This window comes from Streptomyces ureilyticus (genome assembly GCF_011045025.1).
Lineage (GTDB): Bacteria > Actinomycetota > Actinomycetes > Streptomycetales > Streptomycetaceae > Streptomyces > Streptomyces ureilyticus.
Map to the genome: position 1 here is coordinate 59,843 of NZ_JAAKZX010000006.1, position 22,077 is coordinate 81,919.

Below are 22,077 nucleotides of genomic sequence, written 5' to 3' on the forward strand. Positions count from 1 at the left end.
GGCAGATCGGCATCTACAGGCAGATCGGTCTCTACGGGCGTCGATGGAAGCGACGTACTCCCGAAGGGGTGACCACCGCGTGCACCGGCCGGTCATGCGGTTCCTCAGGGACACGATCGACCACTTCGGAGTCGTACAGCAGCACCACCAGCGCCGGATCGGCCCCCGCCCGCTCCAGCCGCGCGAGCACCCGGTCGTAGGACCCGCCGCCGCGCCCCAGCCGCATCCCGCGCGCGTCCACGGCGAGCCCCGGCAGCAGGACGGCATCGGCCGAGAGCACGGCATCCGGTCCCAGGTGCTTACCCGCGGGCTCCAAGAGGGCTATTTTTCCCCGGTGTTGTACGCGGATCAGCGAGCCCTCACCGTCGTACGCACCCCAGTCCAGGTCGTTGTCCGCCATCAGTGCCGGCAGCAGTACGCGTACCCCGCGCGCGTGCAGCGCGTCGAGGAGCGCGCGCGTACCCGGCTCACTCCCCATGGAGACATACGCCGCCACGGTGCGCGCCTGCGCCAGTTCCGGCAGCTCCAGGGCGCGAGCGACGAGAGCGGCTTCCGTTTCCTCCGCGTCACCAGCCGTCAATCGGCTTCTCACCAGGAGGAACCCCTGCCGCAACGCTCGCTTGTCAGGCTCCGTATGTGGTCTCGGCCGATGCATGGTTCGCCCCCTTTCTCTTGCTCATGCGCTCATATGAGAGCGAATTAACCGGAGTCGAACATTCAACACATTGGCTCCGGATATGGTGACCGGCATGACTCAGGCACACCCCAGGATCAGCAAGGCTGTCATCCCCGCAGCAGGCCTCGGTACCCGGTTCCTGCCGGCCACCAAGGCCACTCCCAAGGAGATGCTGCCGGTCGTCGACAAGCCGGCGATCCAGTACGTGGTCGAGGAAGCCGCCTCTGCGGGCCTCGACGATGTCCTCATGATCACAGGCCGCAACAAGCGTCCCCTTGAGGACCACTTCGACCGCAACTACGAGCTGGAATCGGCCCTTCAGAAGAAGGGTGACGCCAGCCGGCTCGCCAAGGTGCAGGAGTCCAGCGACCTCGCGACGATGCACTACGTACGCCAGGGCGACCCCAAGGGCCTCGGCCACGCCGTCCTGTGCGCCGCCCCGCACGTCGGCCATGAGCCCTTCGCCGTCCTCCTCGGCGACGACCTGATCGACCCGCGCGACCCCCTGCTGGCGCGCATGGTCGAGGTCCAGGAGCAGTACGGCGGCAGCGTGATCGCCCTCATGGAGGTCGCGCCCGAGCAGATCCACCTCTACGGATGCGCGGCCGTCGACGCCACCCCGGACAGCGATGTGGTCAAGGTCCACGACCTGGTCGAGAAGCCGTCCGCGGCGGACGCCCCGTCGAACTACGCGATCATCGGCCGCTACGTCCTCGACCCGCACGTCTTCGACATCCTCCGCAAGACCGAGCCGGGCCGCGGCGGCGAGATCCAGCTCACCGACGCCCTCCAGCAGCTCGCCGCCGACGAGAAGATCGGCGGACCCGTGCACGGCGTCGTCTTCAAGGGCCGCCGCTATGACACCGGCGACCGAGGCGACTACCTGCGTGCCATTGTCCAACTCGCGTGCGAACGTGAAGACCTGGGCCCGGACTTCCGGACCTGGCTTCGCAGTTACGTCACCGAGGAGATGTAGCAACCTTGAGCAGCGCCGCGACCCGCGTCACCGGACAGGACCACCTCTGGTCGGTGAACGAGCACCTGGAGGACATCCTCACGACCGTCCGCCCCCTCGAACCCATCGAGCTGCAACTCCTCGACGCCCAGGGCTGTGTCCTGGTCGAGGACGTCACGGTGCCGGTCTCCCTGCCGCCGTTCGACAACAGCTCGATGGACGGGTACGCGGTCCGGGTCGCCGATGTCGCGGGCGCGAGCGAGGAGTTCCCGGCCGTCCTCACGGTCGTCGGAGACGTCGCGGCGGGCCCGGCCGAGCCGCCCCAGGTGGGCCCCGGACAGGCCGCCCGCATCATGACCGGCGCCCCGCTGCCGCCGGGCGCCGAGACCGTCGTACCCGTGGAATGGACAGACGGCGGCCTCGGCGAGGGCCCCGTCTCCCGGATGCGCGCCCACAGTGCGGCCCCCGAGGGCGCCTCCGGAGAGGTCCAGGTACACCGTCCGGCACCGGCACGCGCGCACGTGCGCGCGAAGGGCAGCGACGTCAAAGCCGGGGACCGCGCCCTGGAAGCGGGAGCGATCCTCGGCCCGCCGCAGATCGCGCTGCTCGCCGCGATCGGCCGCGGGACGGTGCGCGTGCGCCCGCGCCCGCGCGTGGTCGTCCTGTCCACCGGCAGTGAACTCGTCCAGCCCGGCGAGGAGTTGGGCAACGGCCAGATCTACGACTCCAACAGCTTCGCGCTGACCGCCGCCGCCCGCGACGCGGGAGCCATCGCCTACCGCGTGGGCGCGGTCACCGACGACGCCGAGACCCTCCGGGCCACCATCGAGGACCAGCTCATCCGCGCGGACCTCCTGGTCACGACGGGCGGGGTCAGCGTGGGGGCGTACGACGTCGTCAAGGAGGCGCTGGAGTCCGTCGGCGACGAGGACGAGCCCGGCAGCGGCATCGAGTTCCGCAAGCTCGCCATGCAGCCCGGCAAGCCCCAGGGCTTCGGCTCCATCGGCCCCGACCACACCCCGCTGCTCGCGCTCCCGGGCAACCCCGTGTCCTCGTACGTCTCCTTCGAGCTGTTCGTACGCCCCGCGATCCGCACCCTGATGGGCGTCGACGACATCCACCGGCCCACGACCAGGGCAGTTCTGAACACTGACAAGGCGCTGACCTCGCCCGCCGGGCGCCGTCAATACCTGCGCGGGCGGTATGCGAGCGGAGCGGTGACCCCCGTCGGCGGCGCCGGCTCGCACCTGATCGCGGCCCTCGCCCGGGCCGACGCGCTGATCGTGGTCCCCGAGACCGTGGAATCCGTGGAGCCCGGCGCCGAGGTCGAGGTGGTCCTCCTCGGCTGACGGGGCCGGGATGGCGGTACCGTGTCGCGCACAACAGGCCCGACCGGGAGCGCCATGAGTACCGACGACCGACTGACCCACATCGACGAGGCGGGTGCCGCCCGTATGGTCGACGTGTCCGGGAAGGACGTGACCGCGCGCACCGCCCGCGCCAGCGGCCGGGTCCTGGTCTCGCCCCGGGTGGTCGAGCTGCTGCGCGGCGAGGGCGTCCCCAAGGGTGACGCACTGGCCACCGCGCGCATCGCGGGCATCATGGGCGCCAAGCGCACACCGGACCTGATTCCGCTGTGCCACCCGTTGTCAGTGTCGGGTGTCAAGATTGATCTGTCGGTCGCGGACGACGCCGTCGAGATCCTGGCCACGGTGAAGACCACCGACCGTACGGGGGTGGAGATGGAGGCCCTCACCGCGGTCAGCGTGGCGGCTCTCACCGTGATCGACATGGTCAAGGCGGTCGACAAGGGGGCGGTCATCACGGACGTACGCGTCGAGGAGAAGACGGGCGGCAAGTCGGGCGACTGGAGCCGGGCATGACGTATCGCGCCGTAGTGGTCACGGCGTCCAACCGCGCCGCCGCCGGGGTCTACGAGGACAAGGGCGGCCCACTGATCGCCGAGGGGCTCGCCTCGTACGGCTTCGAGGTGGACGGACCGCGGGTCGTCCCCGACGGCGACCCCGTGGAGGCCGCCCTGCGCGAGGGCGTCGAGGCCGGGTACGACGTCATCGTGACCACCGGTGGCACGGGCATCTCGCCCACCGACCGCACTCCCGAAGCGACCCGGCGCGTTCTCGACCACGAGGTGCCGGGCATTGCGGAGGCCATCAGAGCGTTCGGAAGGGAGAAGGTGCCGACGTCGGCGCTGTCCCGAGGCCTGGCCGGAGTCGCCGGGCGGACGCTGATCGTGAACCTGCCGGGTTCCACCGGCGGGGTCAGGGACGGACTCGCCGTTCTGCGGCCCCTGTTGATCCACGCCGTGGACCAGCTCCGCGGTGGCGATCATCCCAGACCCAGCGGCAGTGGGGGTGCGAGCTGAACAGCCCATCCTGGCCGGTCGAGCTGGTGGACGGAGATGTCGTCCTCCGGCCGATAAAGATGCGCGACCACCGGGCCTGGCGCGACGTCAACCGGCGCAACCGGGACTGGCTGCGTCCGTGGGAAGCCACCATTCCGCCGCCCACGCCCACCGGGCCGATAGCGCACCGGCCGACGTATCGCCAGATGGTCCGGCATCTGCGCGCCGAGGCCAATGCGGGCCGGATGCTGCCGTTCGTCATCGAGTATCAGGGGCGGCTCGTCGGGCAGTTGACCGTCGCCGGAATCACCTGGGGCTCGATGTGCTCGGGCCATATCGGCTACTGGGTGGACGAGGCGGTAGCCGGACGCGGAGTGATGCCGACAGCCGTCGCTCTCGCGGTCGACCACTGCTTCCGCACCGTCGGGCTGCACCGCATCGAAGTCTGCATTCGCCCCGAGAACGGCCCCAGCCGCCGGGTCGTGGAGAAACTCGGATTCCGCGAGGAAGGACTTCGTCCACGTTATCTTCACATCGACGGCGCCTGGCGTGACCACCTCGTCTTCGCACTCACAGCAGAAGAGGTCCCAGAGGGCCTGCTCAGCCGCTGGCAGCGGACACGCTCCCGGAACACGTCCGAAAACTCACCGCGGGACACCCCGCGGAACCCGGCCTGACACCGCCAAACGCCGACTAACATCGTCTAAATGAAATGCGTGTTCGAAAATGACCGGTGATCGACCGTCCTCCGGCATTAATTTCCCGCTCTCGGCGGCCTGCTGATCGCATCGGCTGCAAAAAAGCTCGAAATATCAGCCAGATCGTGCGACACACCGGCGGAATTGGCAGATGGCCTCACGCAAACCCCTCTACCGTGTGAGGCGTGAGCAGCAGCGGCCTCATCTACGCAGTCATTGTCGGGGCCTGGGCCGCCTACTTGGTGCCCATGTGGCTCCGTAGGCAGGACGAGCTGAATGAGGCCCGTCCGACGGAACGCTTCAGCACCGCCATCCGGCTGCTGTCCGGACGCGGGGCGATGGAGCGCCGATACGCCAAGGACCTGCGGGCGCGCTCCACCGAAGAGGGGGAGCACGACGCCCAACCGGACGTCCACACCAACTCGGTGGACGCCCGGGCCTTCGCCATGCCTCAGACCAGGCGTGAAGCACGGGGCAAGGTCGCAGACGTACGGGACGATGCGCGGGGCGTACGCGGTGAGGGACGGCCCGAGGCGGATGACGGGGCTTCGGCTTCGGTAGCCGCTTCCGGGAAACGGGCGGCTGACTCGGCGTCCAGGCCCGGGTCGGCGGGTGCGTCGAAGCCCGGTGCCAAGTCGGCGTCGCAGGCGGGCCGTTCGGCCGGGTCCGGGCCCGTACCTCGGCAAGGGGCGAAGCCGGGAGCGAAGCAGAGCGCCAAGCCGTCAGCGTCCCCGACACAATCCTCGTCCTCGTCCTCTTCCTCGTCCCGTTCGCGCCGGGCAGCTGCGGCGGAGGCCGCCGCGCGCGCCCGACGCTCGAAGGTGCTCGCGCGCCGACGGCGTACGACGACGGTTCTCTTCTTCGCCTTCACGCTCGGCGCGATCGTGGCGGCTGTCGGAGGGCTCGCGTTCCTGTGGGCGCCCGGGGTGCCGGCGATACTGCTGAGCGTCTACATCGCGTATCTGCGCTCCCAGGAGCGGCGGCGATTCACATACACGATGGACCGCAGGCGCGCCGAGGCCGCGGCGCAGCGGCTGCGGGAACGGCAGCCGAGGCGGCGACCGCCCGCCGGGTCGTCCGCCGCGGACGACCCGGAGGACGGACCGGAGCCCACCAGTGACCCCGGACTGTCCGCACTGGCCGCCGACCGCCGCGCCCTCGTCGAGCAGACCGACCACGCGGAGTGGGTCGACCAGCAGCGCGAACGCCGACGCGGTCCGGCCGGCGGCGACAGCTGGGACCCCGTCCCCGTACCGCTGCCGACGTATGTGACGGCCCCCGTCGCCCCGCGCGCCACGGCCGGCGTCGACCTGGGCGCACCCGACGCATGGAGTTCGGCACGCTCCAGCGCGGCCGAGCGCCCCGCGGCCCAGGCAGCCGGGGCGGCTCCGACGCCGGAGGACGAGCCGTCCGAGCCCGACGCGGACCCGGACGGTGCCGCGGACGCACGCCGCGCCGCCTCGGCCCGTCGGGCCCGCGAACGGGGCCGCACTCCGCTCTTCGACCAGTACGAGGACGGCGACCGGCCACGCGCCGCCAACGAGTGATGGGCGCGTTGCAAGTGAGTGGCAACGCCCCAGAAGCCGCACGCTTGACCAGCCAGGAACGGATTTCCAAGCACCCGGACGCGGATGCTAGAGTTTCCTTCGTTGCAAGGGCCTGTGGCGCAGTCTGGTAGCGCACCTCGTTCGCATCGAGGGGGCCAGGGGTTCAAATCCCCTCAGGTCCACTGCACGGTTCATGAGATCCCGTCCGATCGTTTCGATCGGACGGGATCTCTGCGTTTGTGGGCTGTGCGGGAGGTCTGAGTGCGGGGGGCGGTGCGGCGGGTGTCCTGCGTGTTCCTGACCGCACCGTTCCGTCACAGGGCGTCGAGCCGCCACTGCTGGTTGGTGCCGGTACCGGCGGGCCACTGGATGACGCGGGCGTTGTCGGTCGTGGAGCCGTCTGCGACCTCCGCGCACCAGCGGTTGCGGACGTTGACGAGCCGGTAGTGGCCGCCGCCCGCGTCGACGAGCTTCCACCGCTGGTTGTCGCTGCCCGCGTCCTGCCACTGGACGAGCTGGGCGCCCTGGGTGGAACCGCCGGGGCTGTCGAGGACCTTGCCGCTGTGGCGGGCGGCGAGGCGGAAGGAGCCGTCGGCGTTGGGCAGGAACCGCCACTGCTGGTTGGTGGCACTCGACGAGGTCGACTGGACGATCTTCGCGCCGTTGGCCGTGTCGGCGCCGGAGACGTTCAGGGCCTTGTCGCTGCGCCGGTTGACCAGCCGGAACCAGCCGCTGAGCAGGGAGACGGTGATGTCCGTGCGCTGTCCGGCGGTCAGCTTGACCTTGCGCGCGTGGGTGCCCAGGGGAGAGGAGGCCACGGTCGCCGACGTGGTCACCGCTGTCATGCCGCGGCGGCTGATCAGGGTGACGTCCTGGTTGACGGCGGAGGTGACGGACAGGGTGGCGGTGCGGGCGGACAAGTCCCAGCGGAAGGTGTGGACACGGATGCGGCCGCGCGCCCGTACGCCGGTGATGGAGCCCTTGGCCAGTTGGTCGGGCAGGGCCGGCAGGATCTCCAGGACGCCGGGGCGGGAGTAGATCAGGGCCTCGGCGAGTACACCGGGGAAGGCGTTGGCGGCGTCGGCGTTGTAGATGTCGAGGTTCGGGTTGTGGGAGGTCATCAGCGACTTGAAGACCATGTTGTTTCCGATGATCTTCTTCAGGTTGTCGTAGACCTTGCCGCCGTCCTTCAGCCGGGCGCCGGCCAGGGCGCGGTGGAGGCTGCCGTGGGCGGAGATGTTCTGGTCGCCGCGCTTGTCGAGGGCCTTGAGCGCCGGGCGGACGAGGGAGGGCTCCTCCTCGGGGTTGATCTCGTGCAGCGGCCAGGCGCCGTACAGGTGCTGGATGTGGCGGTGGTTGTAGCGGTCCGTCAGGCTCGGCCAGGACCACTCGGCGAGCGCGCCGTCACCGTTGACGCGGTAGTCGGGGATCTTCTTCAGCAGTGCGGTCCAGCGGGCGACTCCCTGGCCGCTGCCCTGTTCGACGCCGAGGGTGTTGGCCGCGTCGATGGCGGCCTGCAGGGCGTGCTTGCCCGCCATGATGTCGCCGGTGGCGTTGATCGACAGACACACGCCGGTGTTGCCGGGGGAGTTCTCCATGGAGAAGGACGGCACGAAGACCGCCTTGCCGCCCGAGTCGGTGCGGGTGAGGAAGTCCTCGTAGAACAGGGCCAGTTCCATCAACGCGGGGCCGAGCTTGTCGCGCAGGAAGGCCTGGTCGCCGGTGACCTCGTAGTACTCGAGGAGCGGGTAGAGCAGCCAGTCGGCGCCGCCGGTCCAGGTGTGGCCCGGGAAGGAGCCGTTGTTGAAGTGGAGCATGTGGCCGTGCTCGCCGTCGGTGCGGGACGGGGCGAGGAGGCCTCGGGCGCCGTACAGGTTCTTGGCGTTGGTGCGCCAGTCGTCGAGCTGGCCCAGGATCAGGTCGAAGTAGCCCTCCATGGCCTCGGTCGTGTCGAGGATGTTGCCGCCCGCCACCTGGAGGTTCACATTGGCGTCGGTGGTGAAGTCGTCGGCCCAGGCGCCGCTCCAGGAGCCTGTCCAGATGCCCGTGAGCCGGGGCGGCAGGACGCCGCTGGAGCTGATGAAGAAGTAGCGACCCGAGTCGTAGAGGCGCTCCAGCAGGGCGAGGTCGATGACGCTCCGGTTCGCGTTCTGGCGGGTTATCAGCTCGCTGACCGAGAGCTTGCGGTCGGCGGCGGAGACGTTCAGGTCGAGGCGGGAGCGGTCGTAGAGCTCGGTGTGGAGGGCGGTGTGCGCGGAGCGCAGCCTCGTGTAGTCGGTGCCGAGCGTGGCCAACCGGGCGTGCAGCGGCTCCGAGTTCCAGGCCGTGGAGGAGTCGTAGCGGTCCAGCTTGGTCAGCAGGATCACCCTGGTCGCTTTCGCTACCACGATGGTGGAGCCGCTGACTCTGACGGAGGCACCCGATCCCGTGGCGACGACCCGGGTGACTCCCTCGTAGCCGAAGGCGCCCTGCCCGGACGGGTAGGTGCCGCGCAGGTTCAGGTAGCCGGATCCGCTTTTCGTGGTGGCGCGCGTGGTGAAACCGACGCTGCTCGGCACCCCGTCGAGCGCGGTGTTGACGCTCAGGGTGGTGTCGACCGTGCGGCCGGGCGCGGCGATCAGCTCCTGGACGATCACGTTGTCGGCGCGGGAGACGAAGGTCCTGCGGGTCCAGGTGCCGTACTGGTCGGTCCAGCTGGAGCTGACCTCGCCGGTGCGGAAGTCGTTGACCCGGCCGTAGTCGTTGACCGTGGTCATGCCCGGGGTGTCGATGCGCAGTTCGTACGCGGGGTGGTAGGTCTGCGTCCAGCGCAGCGAAAACCCGGACGCGAAGTCCCTGTTGGCGCTCGAGTAGTCCCCGGCAAGGGCCTTGTCGCGTACGCCCTCCAAGCGGCCGGAGATCACGGGTGGCTTCACGGTGCTGGTGCCGTTCGGCAGCACCAGTCGGTGGTAGTTGAAGACCACCTTCTCCAGAGTCGCCGCCCCGTGGAGGATGGCTCCGTACTCGCCGTTGCCGGTGAGGAAGCCGTCGGTCCAGGAGGAGGCGGGGGAGGTGTCGTAGATGCCGCGGTCGGGGACGGTGATCTGCGGAGGGACGGCGGCCGCGGCCTTCCCCGAGAGGAAACCGCCGGGGAGGGCGGCCGCTCCGGCGGTCAGTGCGGCAGCGGTCAGGAAGTGTCTGCGGTCGATGGAGCGGTCCATTGCGCAAACTCCTTTGTCTGCTGAGGGCTGTGCGGGGTGCGGGAGTTGGGATGGTGTGGGGAGCCACGGGCAGGCGGGCGGACGATGTCCTGGTCCGCCCGCCTGCCCGTGAGGTGATCCCCGCATGGGGCGTGCCCCGGCGGCCCGCTCGATGGCAGGGCGGCCGGGGCACGCGGTCAGGAGAGGGTCCAGGTCTCGCTGTTGGGGCTCGCGCTGCCGCCGAGCTCTTGGTCAACCGCCGCTCCTCGGGTGGTCGAGCCCGCGACGCCGATGTGCAGGCCGCTGCCGATGCCCACCAACATGTAGTTGCTGCCGGTGTAGCTGCCGGTCAGGTCGAGGGCCCACTGCTGGTTCGTCCCGCCGTTGCAGGGCCACTGGTGCAACTGGACGCCGGCGGTGGTCGACTTGTCCGGGACGTCCAGGCACAGACCGCTCTTGACGCTCTTGAGCGTGAAGATGTTGTCCGCCACCCGCTTGAGGGTCCACTGCTGATTCGTATTGCCGTTGGACGGCCACTGGATGATCTTGGCGCCGTTTGCCGTGGACCCGCTCGACACGTCCATCATCATGGAGCTGTTGACGTTCTTCAGCGTGTGGACCCCCTCCGACGGGATCCCGCTGTCGGCCTTCCACGTGCCCGCGTCCACGTCGAGGGACCAGGTCGGGTACTGACCGAGGTTCACCGTCGTGCCCCGGATGGTCAGCGGCAGCCAGATCAGCTTCGATTCGCCCAGGTTGGAGGTGTCCCAGCGGTCACCGGCGTAGATGTACGTGGTGCCCGCGGTGCCCTGGACCGTGATGACGTTCGCCGTCTGGCTGCCGTAGGTGCGGCTGCCGGGAGCGGCGAAGTTCCGGAACGCCGACCAGGGGCCGCTCAGTGAGGTGGCGGTGGCGTAGACGTTGTCGTTCAGGCTCCAGCCCGTCAGGCGGGAGCCGAAGACGTAGTACATCCCACCGATCTTCACCATGGCGGGCGACTCGACGCTGCCGCTGCTGCCGCCGCTGCCCAGCACCGCCACCGCGCTGTCGACGGAGAGGTAGTCGGCGGAGAGCTTGTAGATGCGCAGGCCGTTGTTGCGGTCCTCGCTCATCAGGTAGGCGGTGCCGTCGGTTTCCTGGAACAGGCCGATGTCCCGGCTGAGGTTGCCCTGCGGCCGGAAGCTGCCCCGGTAGGTGTACGGGCCGCACGGCGTGCTGCTCGTGGCCACACCGACCTTGGCCTCGGCGTAGTTGGTGCTGTCGATGTGCATGTACATCACGTACGTGCTGGTCGACTTGTTGTAGATGACCTTCGGCCGCTCCACGATGCGGCTGGGGCCCAGGTCACCGCTGGCCTGCCGGCTCAGGGCCTGACGCTCGAATTTCCAGTTCGCCAGGTCGGTCGAGGAGTAGCAGCTGACGTTCTGGAACGACGTGTCCGTCGAGTTCCTGCCGGTCTTGTCCTCGCCGAAGCCGAACCAGGTGTCGCCGACCTTGACGATGCCGAGCCCGTGCAACTGCAGGGTGTTGCCGTTCTGGTCGGTTCGTTTGGCGCCCGTCGTGAAGGTCACCGTGTCCGCTTGTGCCTGCGTGGCGGGGACAAGCAGGGCCGCGAGGCCGCCGAGCAGAGTTAGGAACGCGACGAGGGTGGTCCGCCATCTGGGGCGCGGTATCGGTGTGCGGTGCGATGTGGTGTCGGGCATGGTTCTCACCTCTCCGTTGAGGTCCGGGGATTGTGCGGGGGAAGTGCGGGTCGAGCGGTGGGATCTTGGTGCCGCTCAGGGGGCGAGCGGGATGGTGATGGTGTTCCAGGACATCGGCGGCAGGAGGGCGCTCAGCCGTCCGCCGTCCGTGACCGTGCCGGTCACCGGCCTCGGCGTCACACGGTCCTGGTGCTGGAGCGTGTTGGCCGCGTGGCGGTCGGGGTCGGCCAGGGCGGTGTGCGTCACCTGCCCGGCCACCGGGCTGAACGCCCGCAGGTCGACGGTGAGTTCGAGTGGCCTCGTGGTGTCCCGGTTGACGGCGAAGACGGTGAGCGTCCCGTCCTCCTGCCGGACGGCGGTCGCGTGCAGCAGGGGCACCTCGCCGTGGCGGGCGGTGTCGTGGACGGGGCTGTCCAGGGCGAGCCGCAGCACCTGGCCGCGGCCGTGGCGGGCCGCGTCGGCGAAGGGGTAGAAGATGGTCTGCCGCCAGGCCGGGCCGCCGGGCTCGGTCATGATGGGGGCGATGACGTTCACCAGCTGGGCGAGGCAGGCCGCGGTGACGCGGTCGCAGTGGCGCAGCAGGGTGATCAGCAGGCTGCCGACCACGACGGCGTCGGTGACGGTGTAGACGTCCTCCAGCTGGCGCGGGGCCACGCTCCAGTCCGGGGTGTCGGTGTTGTTGACCGGCCGGCTCTGGTACCAGACGTTCCACTCGTCGAAGGACAGGTTGATCCGCTTGCCGGAGCGGCGCTTGGCCCCGATGTGGTCGGCGGTGGCGACCACCCCGTCGATGAAGGCCTCCATGTCGGCGGCCGAGGCGAGGAAGCTGTCGACGTCGCCTTCGCTCTCCTCGTAGTAGGCGTGGCAGGAGATGAAGTCGACGAGGTCGTACGTGTGCTCCAGGACCGTCGCCTCCCAGGCGCCGAAGGTCGGCATGGAGCGGTTGGAGCTTCCGCAGGCGACCAGTTCCAGACCGGGGTCGACATCGCGCATGGCCTTGGCGGTGACGGCGGCGAGGCGGCCGTATTCGTCGGCGCTCTTGTGGCCGAGCTGCCAGGGGCCGTCCATCTCGTTGCCCAGGCACCACAGCCGGATGCCGTGCGGCTTGTCCACGCCGTGCGAGCGGCGCAGCTCGGAGAGGGCCGTGCCGCCGGGGTGGTTGGTGTACTCCAGGAGGTCGAGTGCTTCCTGGAGGCCGCGGGTGCCGAGGTTGACGGCCTGCATGGGCTCGACGTCGGCCTTGGCCGCGAAGCGCATGAACTCGTTCAGCCCGAACTGGTTCGTTTCCACGGTCCGCCAGGCGCCGTCGAGCCGGCGGGGCCGCTGCTCCACCGGGCCGACTCCGTCTTCCCAGCGGTAGCCGGAGACGAAGTTGCCGCCGGGGTAGCGGACCATGGTGACGCCCAGTTCGCGGATCAGGGCCAGGACGTCGGTGCGCAGTCCGTCCTCGTCGGCGCTCGGGTGGTCCGGTTCGTGAACGCCGGTGTAGACGCAGCGGCCGAGGTGCTCGACGAAGGATCCGAACAGCCGCGGATTCACCTCGCCGACGGTGAAGTTGGGGTCCAGATGTATGGCCCCTGCGAGCGGCGGGTGGCTGGCGGCGTTGGGCATGGGTCACTCCGGGATGGATCGTGATGGATCGGTGCGAAGAGTGGCGTTCTGTACGGTTGCCGGGGTGCTCTGCGGTCAGCCCTTGATGCCGGTGTGAGCGACGCCTTCGACCAGGTATCGCTGCAGGAAGAGGAAGACGAGCATCAGCGGCAGGATGGACACGGTGGCGGCGAGGAACAGCTCGTGGATGTTGATGGTCTGCGCGGTGGTGAAGGTCGACAGGGCCACCTGCACCGTCCAGCTGGACTGGTCCTGGCCGATGACCAGCGGCCACAGGAAGGCGTTCCAGTTGGTGATGAAGGTGATCACCGCGATCGCCGAGAAGAAGCCACGGGAGTTGGGGACGACGATCCGCCAATACGTGCCCCAGCTGCCGAGACCGTCGATCCGGGCGGCCTCCTCCAGTTCCTTGGGGAAGCCGAGGAAGTACTGCCGGAAGAGGAAGGCGGTGAAGCCGCTGAACAGGCCGGGCACGATCAGACCTTGCAGGCTGGAGACCCAGCCCAGTGACGACACCAGGACGAAGCTGGGCACGAAGGTGACCGCGCTGGGGATCATCAGGGTGGCCAGCACCGCGTAGAAGATCTTGTTGGCGTGCCGGTACGGGACGCGGGCGAGCGCGTAGCCGGCCAGGGAGCAGAGCAGCAGCTGCCCGGTGGTGCCGAGCACGCCGACGACGAGCGAGTTCCACATGCTGCGCGCCATGGGAACCGCGGGGTCGTTGAACAGCTCGGGGATGTTCTCCCAGTGCAGCGTGGTCGGGAAGAACTTCCAGTTCGCCCCGGTGATGTCGGCATCGGTGGCCAGGCTGTTGCGGATCAGCAGGTAGAAGGGGACCAGGAACAGCAGCGCCGCGGCGACGGCGACGGTGTAGACGGCGACGCTGCCGGCCCGTTCGCGCACTGTACGTGGACGGCCGCGGACAAGGGTGGTGGAGGAGGTGGCCATCAACGGTCCGCCTTTCCGAAGCCGAAGATCCTGCCCTGCAGCAGCGTCACCATCGTGATGAGTGCCGACAGCACCAGCGCCCCGGCGCTGCCGTGGCCGAAGTCCTGCCCCTGCCCGAGGGCCGTGTAGTAGAGGTAGACCAACGGCGGCCGTGCGTAAGGGGTGTTGGGCAGCAGGTTGTAGAACTCGTCGAACGCCTGGTACGCCGCGATCAGCATGAGGAGCACCACGGCGACCGAGGTCGTGCGCAGTTGCGGCAGGGTGATGTGCCGGAAGGTCTGCCAGCCGGGCCGGGCGCCGTCCGTCCAGGCCGCTTCGTACAGCTCCTTGGGGATCTGCTGGAGGGCGGCCAGGAAGAGGATCATGTAGAAGCCCAGCTGGAGCCAGAGCCGCAGGGTGACCAGCACCAGCCAGTACCAGGGCGGGGAGACGGTGCCGATCCAGGCGACGGGTTCGATCCCGAACCAGCCCAGGACGGTGTTGGCGAGACCGAAGCGCACCCCGTTGAAGATCGACAGCTTCCACACCATCGAGGCCACGACGTAGGAGCACGCGGTGGGTATGAAGAACACCGAGCGGAAGAAGGCACGGGCGACGCGGATGCGGTGGACGAGCAGCGCGAGCGCCAGAGCCAGGACATAGGTGAGAGGGACGACGATCAGCGCGAAGAGCGTGAAGGTCCACAGGCTGTCGGTGAACGGCCCTTCGGTGAGGATGTCCTTGTAGTTGTCCAGGCCGACGAACTTCGTCGGGGTGACCGTGTTCTGGGCCTGGAAGAAGCTCAGGTAGAAGCTCCAGCCGACCGGCACGTAGACGAACAGCAGGAGACCGGCCAGGAAGGGACCCGCGAAGAGCCAGAAGGTGCGGGTACTGCCTCGCACCCCGTGCCTGTCACGTCTCGCCTTCGCCGTGGGGCCGGGTGGCGCGGTGGCGCCCGGAGGGGCGCCACCGGTGGTGGTGGTCGTCATGCTTGTCAGGGCCCCTCAGGCGATCTTCTTGAGTTCGGCCTCGACCCGGGTGCGGGCCTTGGCCACCTCGGACTCGGGGTTCTTTCCGCTGACCACGGCGTTGTTCACCATGTCCTGGGAGATCGTCATCATGCCCTGGGTCCAGTACGGGTCGTCGTAGTGCCCCTTGGTCTCGAAGAGCTTCACCGCCTCGGCGGCGGTGCCGCTCTGCAGCTTGGTTGCCTTCGCCGCAAGGCTCTTGCGCGGGGGGATGTGGAAGCCGTAGGAGGTGCACCAGTCCTCCTGGAACTTCGTCTGCTCGATCCACAGCCACTTCACGAACGCCTTGGCCGCGTCGACGTCCTTGGCCTTGGCGCTCACGTAGGTGGACCAGCCGCCGTTGTAGACCACCTGGCGGCCGGCGCTGCCGATGCCGGGCAGGGGGACGATGCCGAAGTCGTCGCCCAGTGCCTTCTGGATGCCGGGCATCGCCCACAGGCCGCACCACTGCATCGCCGTCAGGCCCTGGGTGAACGCCGACGGGTCGAACCAGTCGGTGGGCGCGCCGAGCAGCAGCGTCTTGCTCTTGTACAGCTCGCGCATCTTCTTCAGGCCCTCGACCGTCTCCGGGTTGTCGAAGGCGACCTTGTGGTCGGCGGTCAGCAGTTCACTGCCGGTGGCCCACACCAGCGGGCTGGCCAGGATGTCGCTGCCGCCCTTCAGGCCCAGGTACAGGCCCTTGACCCCGCCCTTGTCGAGCTTGCGGGAGGCCTCTATCAGCTCGTCGAAGGTGGTCGGGGGCTCGACGCCCGCCTTCTCCAGGAGGCTCTTGCGGTAGTACAGGAACTGCGGGTCGTCGATCATGCGGATGCCGTAGACCTTGCCGTCAACCGAGTTGGCGGCCAGATCCTTCTCCGTGAAGTCGGACTTCACGTCCGCGATGATGTCGTCCAGCGGCACGATCTGCCCGGACTTGGCCATCTGGACGTCGGGGTGGAACTCGAAGACGTCGGGGCCGTTGCTGGAGACCAGGCCGCTGGAGAGCTTGGAGGCGTAGTCACCGGGGATCCACTGCACCGACACGTTCGCCTTGCTGTACGCCTTCGCGTACCGCAGCGCCGCCTGCTGGGTGCCCGCCTCGCCGTACTGGTGGTACCACTGGCTGATCGCCTTACCGCTGCTGGCGCCGCCGCCGCGACCGGTGTTCCCGGCGCACGCGGCGAGGAATCCCGCCGCCGCCACGGTGCCGGAAGCGCGCAGGAAGGATCTGCGGCCGAACGGTCTGCTGGGGTTCTGCTCAGGGGACATGGCCACCTCTGCTGTGTGAAGTACGGGCGTGGGACCGGGCCTTGGGGACAGGTCGCGACGGCGGGTGATGACGCTGGGCATGGCTGCGGAAGCGCTGCCGGTGAGAGCGGGACGCGAAGCCCGCAGGGTGGGGGGCGCGCAATCGGAGGGGGGAATTCCTGCCGCTGACGGTGGTGCAGCGAGCGGATCGAGACGCAGGTTATGCGCGCTACACCCCTTCGTCAACAAGCCAGAAAAAGTCTGTGCACGGCAGTTCCAACGGTGCGCACCCCGTGGTTACGATCAGTCGCCCCAGCCCCATCGAGCACAGGACGACGTCGTTGAAGCGGACGTACCAGGACATACGCCGGACCAACCGATTCGCGGTGATGCGGTATCTCATCGCCTCGGCGCCCGTCGTCAGGCGTGACATCGCCGCAACCACGGGCCTGTCGGTGGCCACCGCCTCCGACATCGTCAACGAGTTGCATGAGCTGGGGCTTCTGGCCGAGATCGGACAGCAGGCTTCCGGGGGCGGACGCCCGAGGAACCTTCTCGCGCCCGCCCTCGAGGGTCCCCGGCTCATCGGCGTCGACATCGCCGAGACCTACGTCCACGTCGAGGTCTTCGATCCCGCTCTACGGGTCCTGGCCAGAGCCGAGTACGAACTGCACCCGCACGCCAACTCGCCGGACTACGTCGTGGACCGCATCGTCCGCGGCATCGACGACGCGATCGCGCAGGCCAAGGTGGAGCGCGCCAGGATCCTCGGGGTCGGCGTCAGCATTCCCGGCCAGGTACGGCCGGACGGCACGGCCTCCGTCTTCGCCCCGAACTGGCAGTGGAACGACGTGCCGCTGCTGGCCCTGCTCACCGACCGGGTCCCCGACTTGCCGGTCATCCTCGACAACCCGCTGCGTGCGAGCACCGTCGCCGAACTGTGGTTCGGTGCCGCCCGCGGCCACGACAACGTCGCCGTCCTCACCCTGGGAACCGGCGTCGGCGCGGGCCTGGCCGTCCAGGGAGCGCTCTACCGCGGGGCCACGAACACGGCCGGCGAATGGGGCCACACCAACCTCGTCATCGACGGCCGCAAGTGCCGCCGCGGATGCGTCGGATGCGTGGAGACCTACGTGGGCGCACCCGGCATCATGCAGCACCTCGCGGAGGCCGACCCGGACAGCCCGCTCCTGCACCCCGACGACCAGATGGCGACCATCGACGCCCTGGCCACCGCCCACGCGGCCGGCGACCCCGCCGCACAGCAGGCGATTGCCACGACCGGCCGTTACCTCGGCATCGCCATCGCCAACCTGATCAACCTGTTCAACCCGCAGACCATCGTGCTCACCGGCTGGGTCGCCGACAGTCTGGGAAGCGCCGTCCTGCCGTACGTGCGCGCCACCGCCGCCCGTTACGCACTCGCCGAACCCTGGGAAGGTACCGAGATCAGTCTCTGCCCCATCGACCGCAACCCGGTCAGTCTTGGCGCGGCGACCCTCGTCCTGGAGGGATTCCTGTCCTGACCCTCCTGCTGTGAGCGGCTCCAGCTAGAGGACGGAACTCCCTGGCGCGCCCAACTGCGCCTGCGATCAGAAGTGTTGAAGCTTGTTTGTTTGGGCCCAAATCAAAATGCACGCAACAGAGAGGTGTACGAGTCATGCCGGATTCAGCGAGCCACGCAATACCTGAACAGCTGTCGAGCGGCGCCCTGGGAGGGCTCTCGCGGCGTGGACTCCTCAAGGGCACCGCCGTCACCGTGGGAGCCGCGGCGCTGGGGGCCGGTGCCGCAGGGACGGCCGCGGCGGCAGACGCCTCGGTCACCGCGACGGCCCCCGACGGCAGCAACACCATCACGATGTCGCTGACTTCGGGCAAGCTCACCTGGTCGGCGAAGCGAAAAGGCGCGACGGTGGCCGGCACTTCGGCTCTCGGCCTCAAGCTCAGCGACGGAACGGTGCTCGGCGCCGCCGGCACGGTGATCACCAAGTACCAGCACTGGACCATCAACGAGACCTGGACTCCGGTGTACGGCCGCAATGCGACCGTCCGCGACCGGTACCAGGAGATGCGCTGGAACCTCCAGGACACCGCCTCGCGGATCAATTTCAGCGTCCAGATCCGCGCCTACCCGACCGGCGTCGCCTTCCGGTACGTGCTGCTCGGCAAGGGCACCGCCACCATCGCCGACGAGCTGAGCACGTTCGCCTTCCCCTTCGGCACTCTGGTCTACAGCGCGCGTGACGAGGACCCCTACAACCCGGTCGCGCCCGGCTCGATCCCCTCCACGGGCAGTTCGACCACGGACACCGGCCCGTTGACCGACCTGCCGCTGACCGCCACCTACGCCGGCGGCAGTCTGATCGCCAGCATCTGTGAATCCTCCCGTCTCAACTTCCCGCGGCTGATGCTCAGTTCCGTGTCCGGGCAGCCGGGCACCCTCGCCGCCCACCTGATGGAGTACACCGCCCGCGGTTCGGACAAGGTCCAGAGGACCTCGACGGTCACCACGCCGTTCGCCACGCCCTGGCGGGCGGTGGTGACCGGCTCCACCCACGCCGAACTGGTCGACAACGCCGAGCTGGTGCCCAACCTGGCCCCCGCGAGCGCGTTGGCCGACACCTCGTGGATCAAGCCCGGCAAGGTCTTCCGAGTACAGCTGACCACCGCCGCCGGGATGGCGGGCGTCGACTTCGCCGTGGCTCGCGGCCTGCAATTCATCGAGTACGACGGTGGCTGGTACGGCGACGTCAGAGGCACCGACGCGACAAAGCCGATACCGGAGATCGACCTGCCCTCGGTGATCTCCTACGCCAAGAGCAAGGGCATCGGCGTCATCCTCTACGTCGACCGCGTAGCGGCCCACACCCCCGACAGCCTGTTCAGCCTCTACAAGAACTGGGGCGTCAAAGGAGTCAAGCTCGGTTTCGTCAACGACGGCACCCAGGCGATGACGAACCAGATCACGAACTGGGTCAGGACGGCAGCCAAGTACAACCTGCTGATGGACATGCACGACAACGTGCGGCCGTTCGGCTACGAACGGACGTACCCGAACTGGGTCACCAATGAGGGCGTGCGCGGCAACGAGCGCTTCCCGACCGCGAGCCACAACGTGACCCTGCCGTTCGCCCGCAACATCGGCGGGCCTATCGACTACACCATCTGCTACGGCCAGTCGCGGAACCGGACCACCAACGTCCACCAGATGGCCATGGCGGCGGTCTTCTACCAGCCGCTGAGCTTCCTGTACTGGTACGACATGCCGGCCAAGTACGCCAACACGGCCAACTGGCCGGGGCTGCCATGGTTCGACGCCATCCCCACCTCCTGGGACCAGAGCCGCACCCTCGCCGGATCGATCGGCCAGTACGCCGCCGTCGCCCGCCGCCACGGCGACACCTGGTACGTCGGGGCGATGACCAACGAGACGTCCCGGACCCTGTCGCTCCCGCTGACGTTCCTGGGCAGCGGCACCTACACGGCGACCGTCTACGCCGACGGCACCCCGGGCGCCAGCCCCTACCAGACGCCGGTCGTGGTCAGCACCCGGACGGTCACCTCGGCCACCAAGCTGGACGTGGCGATGGCTCCCGCGGGCGGCCAGGCGATCATCCTCAAGCCGCGCTGACGCGACGGACGCGGGTTCAGCCGGTGATGACGCCTGTGCCGAGCCGTCCTCGTCCGTACCTCGCTCCACACCTGAGCCGCATGACCGTCCGTGCTGTTCTGTGAACAGTCAGGAGAGAACCTTGTCCGAACCGATCAGTCGCCGAAGAATGCTGTCCGGCATGGCTGCCATGACGGTTGTCGCCGCCGTCTCACCGACGCTGGCGACACCCGCACACGCCGCCACCTCCCCCCAGCCGCTGCCCCTTCTCCCGCTGCGGATCCCCAAGTCGGAGCTGGGCATCGAGCAGCAGTCCGACGAGAAGCTCCAATGGCTGCAGGACGCCAAGCTGGGCATGTTCATCCACTGGGGTGTGTACTCGGGCCCGGCCAAGGGCGAGTGGTACATGGAGAACTCCGCCGTCACGCCGGAGAACTACAAGAAGTACTTCACCGACGCGACCGGCGAGCAGTTCACGGCGAGCGCCTACAAGCCGGCCGACTGGGCCCAGTTGGCCAAGGACATGGGCGCGAAGTACACCGTCCTGACGACCCGTCACCACGACGGCTTCGCCCTGTGGCCGTCCACCCACCCGAACGCCTTCCATGCCGGACAGGCCCCGATGCGGCGGGACCTGATCGAGGAGTACGTCACCGCCGTACGCGACGCCGGGCTCAAGGTGGGCCTGTACTTCTCCCCGATGAGCTGGCGTTACCCCGGCTACTACGACGTCACCGGCACCAACTGCCTGCCGAACAAGTGGGGTTACACCACCGATCCCGCGCACAAGGAGAACGCGCGGATCATGAAGAACGAGGTGTACCAGCAGGTCAAGGAGCTGATGACCAAGTACGGCAAGATCGACGACATCTACTTCGACGGCGGCTGGCTGGGCCAGCAAGGCCGGGACGCGGACGCTGCCTTCTTCTGGGAGCCCGGAAAGGTCCGCGACAGCGCCAATCGGTGGCCGGTGGACGCCGCCTACAGCGATACCGACTCCGCCACCGGCAGCCCTCTCGGTGTGATGGGCCTGGTGCGCAAGCACCAACCCGACATCGTGGTCAACCCGCGCTCCGGCTGGATGGGCGACTACCTCAGCGAGGAAGGCAGTTCGATCCCCTCCGGCGCCATGCGCACCGGGCATCTGGCGGAGAAGAACTTCACCATCTGCGGTGCCTGGGGCTACAAGGCCGGCGCACCCGTGATGAGCTTCGGCACCATCATGGCCATCCTGGTCAACTCCTGGGTGCGCAACATGGTCTGCCTGCTCAACGTCGGTCCCGACCGGACCGGGGCGATCCCCGCCGACCAGGCCGCAGTGGTGCGCCGGGTCGGTTCCTTCCTGACCTCCTGCGGCCAGGCCGTCTACGGCACCCGCGGCGGACCCTGGCAGCCGGTGGACGGCAAGTACGGCTTCACGTCCAAGGACAGCACCTTCTACATCCACCTGCTGCCCGGCTACAGCGGAACCTCCTTCACCACCCCGTCGATCGGGGACGCCCAGGTCACCCGCGTCTTCGACGTCGCCGCGGGCACCGGCCTCCCGTACACCGTCGGCACGGACGGCGGGGTGACGATCACCGGCATCAACCGCACGCGCATCCCCGAGGACAGCGTCGTCGGGGTCACACTGGACCGCTCCGTGCAGCCGGCCGACATCGCCGCCGGCAAGACCGCGACCGCCGACAGCGAACAGACGTCCAAGGGCAACACCGCGGCAAAGGCGGTCGACGGAGCCACCGCCACCCGCTGGTGCGCGAACGACGGCAACACCGGCCACTGGCTCAAGGTCGACCTCGGCTCGACCCGCTCGCTGACCGGCACCCGGATCGCCTGGGAGCTGGACAAGACCAACTACCGGTACAAGATCGAGGGCTCCACCGACAACAGCACGTGGACCACGCTCGTCGACAGCACCGCCACCACCGGCACGCGCCACATCCAGACGGCCGTGTTCCAGGCCCGGGCACGGTACGTCCGCGTCACGGTCACCGGGCTGCCCGCCGGGGTGTACGCGTCGATCCGCAACCTGGAGGTCTACGACCGTCCCTTCACCGCGGACCTGGGCACCTACAAGGTGATCAACCGCAAGAGCGGCAAGGCGCTGGACGTCTCCAACGCCTCGACCGCCGACGGCGCCACGCTCATCCAGTGGCCCTACGGCGGCGGGACCAACCAGCAGTGGAGCCTCCTGCCGAACGTTGACGGATCATTCCGGCTGGTCAACGTCAAGAGCAGCAAGCTCCTGCAGAGCCCCAACAGCACCCAGGGCGCCACCCTGACCCAGTTGACCGACAACGGCGGCGACAACCAGAGGTGGAAGCTGGTCCCCTCGGCCACCAGCGGCTACTACCGGCTCGTCAACGTCCGCACCGGCTGGTGCGCCGACGTCGCCAACGCCTCCACCGCCGACGGCGCCAACGTCATCCAGTGGCCCTCCACCGGCGGGTCCAACCAGGACTGGCAGGTCCTCGCGCTGTGACGGCGCATGGCAGGGGCGCGCCACGGGACGGCGCGCCCGTGCCATGCCCTCTGCCCGTCACGAACCCCAACT

16 protein-coding genes and 1 tRNA gene are annotated in these 22,077 nt (G+C 68.7%); 10 read left to right on the top strand and 7 right to left on the bottom strand.

All coding sequences use genetic code 11. The features are described from left to right. Positions 1-31: 31 nt before the first annotated feature. Positions 32-655, bottom strand: a complete 624-nt coding sequence (locus tag G6048_RS03170) for a 5-formyltetrahydrofolate cyclo-ligase (protein WP_165337858.1) — start codon at positions 653-655, stop codon at positions 32-34. Between the two features lie 94 nt (positions 656-749). On the opposite strand from G6048_RS03170, the gene galU reads away from it, so the two are divergent. From galU to G6048_RS03205, 7 genes are all read left to right on the top strand, one after another. Continuing rightward, positions 750-1,652: a UTP--glucose-1-phosphate uridylyltransferase GalU gene (gene galU, locus G6048_RS03175; protein ID WP_165337859.1), complete on the top strand. Its 903-nt coding sequence runs from the start codon at positions 750-752 to the stop codon at positions 1,650-1,652. Between the two features lie 5 nt (positions 1,653-1,657). Then, positions 1,658-2,980 carry a molybdotransferase-like divisome protein Glp gene (gene glp / locus G6048_RS03180; protein ID WP_165337860.1) on the top strand — a complete coding sequence of 441 codons (1,323 nt, stop codon included), beginning with the start codon at positions 1,658-1,660 and terminating at the stop codon, positions 2,978-2,980. A 54-nt stretch (positions 2,981-3,034) separates the two neighbouring features. After that, positions 3,035-3,514 carry a cyclic pyranopterin monophosphate synthase MoaC gene (gene moaC, locus G6048_RS03185; protein WP_165337861.1) on the top strand — a complete coding sequence of 160 codons (480 nt, stop codon included), beginning with the start codon at positions 3,035-3,037 and terminating at the stop codon, positions 3,512-3,514. After that, positions 3,511-4,014, top strand: a complete 504-nt coding sequence (locus G6048_RS03190) for a MogA/MoaB family molybdenum cofactor biosynthesis protein (RefSeq protein ID WP_165337862.1) — start codon at positions 3,511-3,513, stop codon at positions 4,012-4,014. The genes moaC and G6048_RS03190 overlap by 4 nt, the downstream gene beginning before the upstream one ends. A 26-nt stretch (positions 4,015-4,040) precedes the next feature. Then, positions 4,041-4,670, top strand: a complete 630-nt coding sequence (locus G6048_RS03195) for a GNAT family N-acetyltransferase (protein ID WP_165337863.1) — start codon at positions 4,041-4,043, stop codon at positions 4,668-4,670. 206 nt (positions 4,671-4,876) lie between these two features. After that, positions 4,877-6,238, top strand: coding sequence for a divisome protein SepX/GlpR (gene sepX, locus G6048_RS03200; RefSeq protein ID WP_165337864.1), 1,362 nt, complete (start codon positions 4,877-4,879; stop codon positions 6,236-6,238). A gap of 108 nt (positions 6,239-6,346) precedes the next feature. After that, a tRNA-Ala gene (locus tag G6048_RS03205) sits at positions 6,347-6,420 on the top strand. Between the two features lie 132 nt (positions 6,421-6,552). On the opposite strand, the gene G6048_RS03210 is transcribed toward G6048_RS03205, so the two are convergent. The 6 genes from G6048_RS03210 to G6048_RS03235 form a co-directional block, all read right to left on the bottom strand. Continuing rightward, positions 6,553-9,438 carry a glycosyl hydrolase family 95 catalytic domain-containing protein gene (locus G6048_RS03210; RefSeq protein WP_165337865.1) on the bottom strand — a complete coding sequence of 962 codons (2,886 nt, stop codon included), beginning with the start codon at positions 9,436-9,438 and terminating at the stop codon, positions 6,553-6,555. Positions 9,439-9,614: 176 nt separating this feature from the next. After that, the gene (locus G6048_RS03215) at positions 9,615-11,120 is read right to left on the bottom strand and encodes an RICIN domain-containing protein (protein WP_165337866.1); all 1,506 of its coding nucleotides are present in this window, start codon (positions 11,118-11,120) and stop codon (positions 9,615-9,617) included. A 75-nt stretch (positions 11,121-11,195) separates the two neighbouring features. Beyond that, positions 11,196-12,731: an arabinosylfuranosidase ArfA gene (gene arfA / locus G6048_RS03220; protein WP_165337867.1), complete on the bottom strand. Its 1,536-nt coding sequence runs from the start codon at positions 12,729-12,731 to the stop codon at positions 11,196-11,198. A gap of 75 nt (positions 12,732-12,806) precedes the next feature. Further along, positions 12,807-13,679: a carbohydrate ABC transporter permease gene (locus tag G6048_RS03225; protein WP_165337868.1), complete on the bottom strand. Its 873-nt coding sequence runs from the start codon at positions 13,677-13,679 to the stop codon at positions 12,807-12,809. Then, the gene (locus G6048_RS03230) at positions 13,679-14,647 is read right to left on the bottom strand and encodes a carbohydrate ABC transporter permease (protein WP_165337869.1); all 969 of its coding nucleotides are present in this window, start codon (positions 14,645-14,647) and stop codon (positions 13,679-13,681) included. The genes G6048_RS03225 and G6048_RS03230 overlap by 1 nt, the downstream gene beginning before the upstream one ends. Positions 14,648-14,662: 15 nt before the next feature. Further along, positions 14,663-15,934: an ABC transporter substrate-binding protein gene (locus tag G6048_RS03235; protein WP_165337870.1), complete on the bottom strand. Its 1,272-nt coding sequence runs from the start codon at positions 15,932-15,934 to the stop codon at positions 14,663-14,665. A 272-nt stretch (positions 15,935-16,206) separates the two neighbouring features. On the opposite strand from G6048_RS03235, the gene G6048_RS03240 reads away from it, so the two are divergent. The 3 genes from G6048_RS03240 (at position 16,207) to G6048_RS03250 (ending at position 22,005) form a co-directional block, all read left to right on the top strand. Next, positions 16,207-17,439, top strand: coding sequence for an ROK family transcriptional regulator (locus tag G6048_RS03240; RefSeq protein ID WP_328825659.1), 1,233 nt, complete (start codon positions 16,207-16,209; stop codon positions 17,437-17,439). Positions 17,440-17,573: 134 nt separating this feature from the next. Beyond that, positions 17,574-19,544: a glycoside hydrolase family 97 protein gene (locus G6048_RS03245; protein ID WP_165337871.1), complete on the top strand. Its 1,971-nt coding sequence runs from the start codon at positions 17,574-17,576 to the stop codon at positions 19,542-19,544. 160 nt (positions 19,545-19,704) lie between these two features. After that, positions 19,705-22,005, top strand: a complete 2,301-nt coding sequence (locus G6048_RS03250) for an alpha-L-fucosidase (protein ID WP_165337872.1) — start codon at positions 19,705-19,707, stop codon at positions 22,003-22,005. The last annotated feature ends 72 nt before the right edge of the window (positions 22,006-22,077 follow it).